7 protein-coding genes are annotated in these 7,336 nt (G+C 66.6%); 3 read left to right on the top strand and 4 right to left on the bottom strand.

Going from position 1 to position 7,336, the window contains the following annotated elements; all coding sequences use genetic code 11:
• Positions 1 to 114: mechanosensitive ion channel domain-containing protein (locus tag C444_RS22760; RefSeq protein ID WP_004592509.1), on the top strand; the 114-nt coding region annotated here is incomplete at its 5' end.
• Positions 115 to 118: 4 nt separating this feature from the next.
• On the opposite strand, the gene C444_RS09395 is transcribed toward C444_RS22760, so the two are convergent.
• Positions 119 to 667: an acyltransferase gene (locus tag C444_RS09395; RefSeq protein WP_004592508.1), complete on the bottom strand. Its 549-nt coding sequence runs from the start codon at positions 665 to 667 to the stop codon at positions 119 to 121.
• Between the two features lie 25 nt (positions 668 to 692).
• The gene (purD, locus tag C444_RS09390) at positions 693 to 2,045 is read right to left on the bottom strand and encodes a phosphoribosylamine--glycine ligase (RefSeq protein WP_004592507.1); all 1,353 of its coding nucleotides are present in this window, start codon (positions 2,043 to 2,045) and stop codon (positions 693 to 695) included.
• Between the two features lie 153 nt (positions 2,046 to 2,198).
• Between purD and C444_RS09385 the strand changes: the two genes are divergently transcribed.
• Both C444_RS09385 and C444_RS09380 read left to right on the top strand, forming a co-directional pair.
• Positions 2,199 to 2,462 carry a hypothetical protein gene (locus tag C444_RS09385; RefSeq protein ID WP_004592506.1) on the top strand — a complete coding sequence of 88 codons (264 nt, stop codon included), beginning with the start codon at positions 2,199 to 2,201 and terminating at the stop codon, positions 2,460 to 2,462.
• A gap of 54 nt (positions 2,463 to 2,516) precedes the next feature.
• Positions 2,517 to 4,670, top strand: a complete 2,154-nt coding sequence (locus C444_RS09380) for a thioredoxin domain-containing protein (RefSeq protein ID WP_004592505.1) — start codon at positions 2,517 to 2,519, stop codon at positions 4,668 to 4,670.
• A 2-nt stretch (positions 4,671 to 4,672) separates the two neighbouring features.
• On the opposite strand, the gene C444_RS09375 is transcribed toward C444_RS09380, so the two are convergent.
• Together C444_RS09375 and C444_RS09370 are read right to left on the bottom strand one after the other, a co-directional pair.
• Positions 4,673 to 5,062: a thioredoxin family protein gene (locus C444_RS09375; RefSeq protein ID WP_004592504.1), complete on the bottom strand. Its 390-nt coding sequence runs from the start codon at positions 5,060 to 5,062 to the stop codon at positions 4,673 to 4,675.
• Between the two features lie 106 nt (positions 5,063 to 5,168).
• Entirely contained in the window at positions 5,169 to 7,328 is a 2,160-nt protein-coding gene (locus C444_RS09370; RefSeq protein ID WP_004592503.1) for a beta-glucosidase, read from the bottom strand.
• Positions 7,329 to 7,336: the final 8 nt, after the last annotated feature.

The following is a 7,336-nucleotide window of genomic DNA, read 5'->3' as shown; positions in this document are numbered from 1 at the left end:
GGTATCGTCCAGGAGGTCGACATCCTCGTCACGCGCATCGAGAGCGACGGCGAGGAGTACATCATCCCGAACAAGCGCGTGTTCAACGCGGGCATCGTCCGTATCCGGAGCTGACTGGTTACGTTCGCTCGGCCGCCTGTTTGTCGGAACTCAGCGGTTCGGCCGGGACGCCGGCGACCGTTGTCTCCGGCGGTACATCGTCAGTTACAAGCGAGTTGGCGGCGACCTGTGCGCCCGCGCCGATCTCGACGCCGGGCAGCACAATCGCGCCCGCACCGATCATCGCCCGTTCGCCGACGACAACCTCGCCGGTCCGGTACTCGTCCTGCAGAAACTCGTGACAAAGCAGCGTCGCGTCGTAGCCGATGATGGCGTGGTCCTCGACGGTGATGAGTTCGGGCCAGAACACGTCCGGCGTCGACTCCAGCCCCCAAGCGACGCCGTCGCCGACGGTGACACCGAGCCGCGATAGCAGCCAGTTCTTGAGCCGGAGGCTCGGCGAGATGCGACAAACGAGAATGACGACGTAGTTGACCATCACCTGGAGCGGGTGTTTGGCGTCCGGCCACGGGAACAGCGAGTTGTGCGGGCCGGGCGTCGGGTGCTGGCGCAGCCGGTCATGTCGTGGACCACTCACGTCCGTCTCGTACGGGGCCGCGGTACTCAAACCCGGCGGCTCCGATGCCGCACACTCAGTCCGCGCCGCCGCGAATATCGTCCATATGGTTGATACGCTGCTGAACGAGGTCGGCTTTGCCGATATCGTGACGGACCCGAAGCCCCTCCGTGCCGGCCCGCTCCAGTGCTTTCTCCGCGACGGCCTCCGCGTCGCTAATCGTCTCTGCCAGGCCAACAACGGCATAGGACCGGGAGGTGGTCGTGTAGATGCCGTCCTCGCGGTCGTCGACGCTGGCGTAGAACAGCAGCGCTTCAGGGGCTGTCTCCGCGTCATCAGCGGACTGTTCGCGGTGCTCCGCGACGACCTCCGCGATGACGTCGTCGTCGATGGTCACCTTCGCCCCGGCGTCGGGATCGGTCGGGTAGCCGTCGGGGACAGCGTACTTGCAGACGGTCGCCATCGGGCGGAAGGAGAGCTGTGGCAGGGGATCGTCGTCACGGGCGGCGGTCAGCACGTCGAGGAAGTCCGTGTTGAGCACCGGCAGCGTGTTCATCGCTTCAGGGTCGCCGAAGCGGGCGTTGAACTCCACGACCCGCGGCCCGGTCTCGGTGAGCATGAACTGCCCGTAGAGAACGCCCTTGTAGCCGTCGAGCGCCTCAACGGTCGCCCGGAGCACATCGACGGCGTCCATGTAGTCGTCCTCGTCCATGAACGGGAGGTGGAGGCTGGAATCGGAGTAGCTTCCCATCCCGCCGGTGTTCGGCCCCTCGTCGCCCTCGTAGGCGCGCTTGTGGTCCTGCACCGCCGGCGTGACCCGCAGTTGGCCGTTAGCGACGAAGGCCTGGACGGTGAACTCCTCGCCGACGAGGCGTTCTTCGAGGACGACGCGGTCGTAGTCGGAGCTCCGGAGGTACTCCTTGGCTTCCTCAGCGGTACACTGGTCGCCGATGACCCGGACGCCCTTACCGCCGGTGAGGCCGGCGGGCTTGACCGCGAGGTCGCCGTCGTACTCGTCGATGTACTGGCAGGCGGCGTCCATGTCCTCGAACGTCTCGAAGTCCGGACAGCCGGGGATGTCGTGTTCCCGCATGAACCGCCGCTGGAACGCCTTGTCCGTCTCGATGCGAGCCTCCTGCTCCCGTGGCCCGAAGGTGTAGACCCCGGCGTCGTCCAGCGCGTCGGCGACCCCAGCGGCGAGGGCCGCCTCGGGGCCGATGACCGCAAGTGTGGCGTCGACCTCTCGAGCATAGGTCGTTACTGCCTTCGGATTAGTCGTATCCAGTGCCTCGAAGCCGTCGGCGAGGGCGACGATGCCCGGATTCCGGTTGCTGGCACAGGCGTACAGCTCTCCCGGCGAGTCCGCGAGCGAGCGCGCAATCGCGTGTTCCCGGCCGCCGCCACCCACGAGCAGCACTGTCTCTGTCATACTCGAAGGCCGGATTGGCTTTCACCTAAGTATTGTCTTTTCTCCGGTTCTCGTTGACTACGACGGTCGTTTCCATGCCGGGAGCGCCGTCGTGTACGGTCCGCCGGACGGAGACCGGGAGCTACTTCACCCGACCGTCTGACACACGGGTACATGTCCCCTCCCCGCCCATTCATCGATCCCGCGACAGATGAGATAGACACGACCCAGATACTCTCGGAGGCCGTTCCACTTGCGAAGCTCATCGGCGTGTTCGTCGCTGGGAGCCTCCCGCTCTATGCCATCGTGCTCTTCGGCGCGGAAAACTCCGCACTGGGTGCAGTACTGGCCCTGCTCGGTAATTTCATCCTCGCCGTCGGAGCCGGTGTCGTCCTCATGTACGTCATCGCTCGTGGAATCCGGCTGGCCGGCGAGTGAGGTTTCGCTGCCGGCGTCGCGTTCCTTTTCACCGCGGCGCTCCCAGCCACGGGTATGAGCGACGCCACGGACCCGACAGCCCGAAACCGACTCGACGAGGCGGAGAGCCCGTATCTCCGCCAGCACGCGGACAATCCCGTCAACTGGCAACCCTGGGACGAGACGGCCCTGGAGGCCGCCAAGGAGCGGGACGTACCCATCTTCCTCTCGATTGGCTACGCGGCGTGTCACTGGTGTCACGTCATGGAGGAAGAGAGCTTCGAGGACGAGGCCATCGCCGAACAACTCAACGAGGACTTCGTCCCGATAAAGGTCGACCGCGAAGAGCGCCCGGACCTCGATTCGGTGTACATGAGCATCTGCCAGCAGGTGACCGGCGGCGGTGGCTGGCCGCTGTCGGCCTGGCTCACGCCGGAGGGCGAACCGTTCTACGTCGGGACGTACTTCCCGCCCGAGGAGAAGCGCGGTCAGCCGGGCTTTGGCGACCTGCTTCAGCGTCTGGCGGACTCGTGGTCGGACCCCGAGCAGCGCGAGGAGATGGAGAACCGCGCCCGGCAGTGGACTGAGGCCATCGAGAGCGACCTCGAAGCGACGCCGGCCGACCCCGAGGACCCAGCCGAAGATATCATCCAGACCGCCGGGACGATTGCCCACCGCGGGGCCGACCGACAGGACGGCGGCTGGGGCTCCGGCGGGCCGAAGTTCCCCCAGAACGGGCGGCTGCACGCGCTGTTGCGGGCTCATGCTGACGGTGGCCAAGAGGACTACCTGAACGTCGTCGAGGAGACGCTGGACGTGATGGCTGACCGGGGGCTGTACGACCACGTCGGCGGCGGCTTCCACCGCTACGCGACGGACCAGCAGTGGGCTGTGCCGCACTTCGAGAAGATGCTGTACGACAACGCCGAGATCCCGCGGGCCTTCCTCGCCGGCTACCAGGCCATCGGGTCGGAGCGCTACGCCTCGGTCGTTCGGGAGACCTTCGAGTTCGTCCAGCGCGAGCTGCAACACCCCGACGGAGGCTTTTTCAGCACGCTGGATGCCGAAAGTGCGCCGATAGATGAGCCTGAAGGCGAGACGGAGGAAGGGCTGTTCTACGTCTGGACGCCCGAGCAGGTCCGCGACGCTGTCGACGACGAGACGGACGCCGAGATTTTCTGTGACTACTTCGGCGTCACGGCGCGGGGTAACTTCGAAGGCGCGACCGTGCTCGCCGTCCGGAAGCCGGTATCTGTGCTGGCCGAGGAGTACGATCAGAGCGAAGACAAAATCACGGCCAGCCTCCAGCGCGCCCTGAACCAGACGTTCGAGGCCCGCACAGAGCGCCCGCGACCAGCTCGCGACGAGAAGGTGCTGGCCGGCTGGAACGGGCTGATGATCCGGACGCTCGCCGAGGGCGCGATTGTGCTCGACGACCAGTATGCTGACGTGGCCGCCGACGCCCTCTCGTTCGTCCGAGAGCACCTGTGGAACGAGGATGAAAACCGGCTCAACCGCCGGTACAAGGACGGCGACGTGGCCATCGACGGCTACCTGGAGGACTACGCGTTTCTCGGCCGCGGCGCGCTGACACTGTTCGAGGCGACCGGCGACGTGGAGCACCTCGCGTTCGCGATGGACCTCGGCCAGGCCATCACGGAGGCGTTCTGGGACGACGAGCAGGGCACGCTCTTCTTTACCCCGACCGGCGGCGAATCGTTGGTCGCCCGTCCCCAGGAACTCACCGACCAGTCAACCCCCTCCAGTACCGGCGTCGCCGTCGACCTCCTGCTGTCGCTATCCCATTTCAGCGATGACGACCGCTTCGAGGAAGTCGCCGAGCGGGTCATCCGGACCCACGCCGACCGCGTCTCCTCGAACCCGCTCCAGCACGCATCGCTCACGCTAGCGACGGACACCTATGAGCAGGGCGCGTTGGAACTTACGCTGGTCGGCGACCGGTCTGACTACCCGAGCGAGTGGACGGAGACCCTCGCCGAGCGGTACGTCCCGCGCCGCCTGCTGGCTCACCGACCAGCCGACGAGGGCCGCTTCGAGCAGTGGCTCGACGCGCTGGAACTGGACGAGTCGCCGCCGATCTGGGCCGGCCGCGAGCAGATAGACGGCAAACCGACGGTGTACGCCTGCCGGAACTTCGCCTGTTCGCCGCCGAAACACGTCCTCGGGACGGCCCTAAACTGGGGCGCGACAACTGACGACTCGGAATAAGATTACGCCATCGCGGCTTCGATTTTGTCGGCGAGATACACAGCGATAGGAACCGGCTCTTCCTCGACGAATCGGGCGATCTCCTCGCCGTTGTGTTCGACAACGACCGTCGGGATGAGTTCGATGTCGTACGCCTCGACCTCCGGTCCGGTCTTCGAGCCGTCGTCTTCCTTCTCGACAGGGTAGTGGTTGACCTGCCCGTCGGGTACGCCAGCAGCTTTCAGGGCCGCCCCGAAGTCGGGGAGCTGTGCCCGGCAGTCCTTACACCAGTCGCCGCCCCAGATCTTGTACTCGAACTCGTCAGCGTAGCGCGTGAGGACATCGACGGTGTCGGCGTAGGCGTCTTCGACCCACACCGGATTCGGCTCCATGGTTTCGAGCGTCTGACTCATGACTGGCTATATGTATTCAGGGGGCTTGAAATCCCCGGCCGGAGATTTCCCTATTCAGGCGCGTTCCAGCGGACGAACCGCTGTTTCAGTCGAAAGGGCGGCTGTCCTAGCGGTCCACCGACGCGGTCGTCCGGATGTCACGCGAGGACCGGCCGATCTCGACGGTGTAGGCCCCGGTATCGACCGTCCAGCCGGCGTCCGGGCCGTACCGCGAGAACGCCAGGTCGTCCAGCGCCAGTTCCACCGTCCGTCGTTCGCCGGCGTCCAGCTGCACGGCCTCGAACCCGGCGAGTTCGCGCTGTGGCCGGTCGACGCCAGCCACGGACGGCGGCCGAACATAGGCCTGGACGACCTCCCGGCCCGGCCTGTCGGCAACGTTCTCAACGGGGACTGCGACAGTCTGGTCGCCCGTGGTTTCGGCATCGCCGTATTCGAACGTCGCATACGAGTGGCCGTGGCCGAACGGATAGGTCGGGTCCGTGTCTGCGTCGTCGAAGTGTCTGTAGCCGACGAACACGCCCTCGTCGTAGTAGACTTCATCGTCGACACCGGGGTAACGGCGTTCGGCCCCCACGGTAGGGTACTCGCTCTGCGGGGCGAAGGTGACCGGGAGCCGACCGCTCGGGTCGCGGTCGCCATAGAGGACAGCGGCCGCCGCGTCGCCGTCCGCCTGCCCGGGGTACCACTGTTCGAGGACCGCGGCCACGTCCTCGCGCCACGGGAGTTCCACGGGGCCGCCAGAGCGGACGACGACGACGGTGTTCTCGTTGACTGCGGCGACGGCCGAGACGAGTTCGTCTTGCCGGCCCGGCAGTGCAAGCGTGTTCCGGTCCCGCGCCTCAGTCGTCGCGTCGCGCACGAACACGACGGCGACATCGGCTGCCGCGGCCGCGTCGACGGCGTCGTCGAGCGACGGCTCCCGTCGGGTGGTGTCCTCGGCCGAACCGTCGGCCTCGTCGTCCTCGCCGACGAACGGCAGGAGGTCGAACAGCGAAACGGACTCTATCTGCGGGACGCCGAACGCTGTCGTGACTGCGCCCTCGGCACGGGATTCGATTCCCTCGACTGGTGTGACCGAGTGGACCGGTGTCGTTTCGGAAGAGCCCCCGCCCCCCAGTTTCGGCTCGTCGATGTTCGGGCCGATGACAGCCACGTCCGCTCCGTCAGCCAGCGGCAGGACGCCATCGTTGTCCAGCAGCACGGTCCCGCGGGCCGCCACGTCCGCAGCGATATCACGGTGGCGCTGGCTGTCGAGTTCGCCCGCCTGATCGTCGCTTTCACCGTCTTCGACAGCAGTCTGGTCGCCATCCAGTCGTCCGAATCGGTCTATCTGTCCGAGAACCCGCCGGACCATGTCGTCAAGGCGTGCAGCCGGAACCTCGCCGCTGTCGATGGCATCGGCCAACGGGTCGCCGAACAGGCCCGCATGCGTCGCGTCCGGGATGCCGTCGGGCCACTCGAAATCTTCGCCGTCATCCGCGGTGTCGCTGTCGGCGGCGTCCGCTGCTCCGGGGGCCGCCACCCCGGGCATCTCCACGTCCATACCTGCGTTCGCCGCGCCGACGGTACTCTCCAGCCCATACCAGTCCGAAACGACGTAGCCGTCGAACTCCCACTCGCCTTTGAGCACGTCGCCGACGAGGCGCTCGTGGTCACTCATGTGCGTGCCGTTGACTCGGTTGTACGCCGTCATCACTGACCCGACGCCGGCGTCGACGGCCGCGCGGAACGGTGGGAGATACAGCTCCCGAAGCGTCCGCTCGTCCACCTCGGCGCTGACGGTGGTACGGTGTGTCTCCTGGTTGTTAGCGACGAAGTGTTTCACCGTGGCGACGACGTCCGCGGACTGGATGCCGTCGACGAGGCCAGCGCCGACAGCGCCGGCGTGGACGGGGTCTTCGGAGAGATATTCGAAGTTACGACCGCACTGTGGAACCCGGATGATGTTCACGCCCGGCGCGAGCAGCGCGTCCTGGCCGAGCGCCGTCGCTTCGCGGCCCATCGCCGCGCCCTGTCGCCGAGCCAAGTCGGTGTCGAACGTCGCCGCGGTCGCAATCGATGCCGGAAAAGCAGTCGCACGCTGTCCCTCTGCCCGGATGCCCAGCGGCCCGTCGACAAGGCGAAACGGCGGAATGCCGGCCGCTTCGACCCCCGGCAGGTACCCCGTCGCCGTTCCCTCCGGATCGGCCGCGCCGCGGACGAGGGCGAGTTTCTGTGTGCGGGACAGTCGGGCGAGCAACGCCTCGATGTGATCGTCGTCAGCCATATCGGGGT

Origin of the sequence: Haloarcula japonica DSM 6131 (genome assembly GCF_000336635.1) — an archaeon.
In the GTDB taxonomy this organism is placed as follows: Archaea; Halobacteriota; Halobacteria; order Halobacteriales; family Haloarculaceae; genus Haloarcula; species Haloarcula japonica.
The sequence above is the reverse complement of the archived record's forward strand: the minus strand, read 5'-3'. Positions and strand labels throughout refer to the sequence as shown.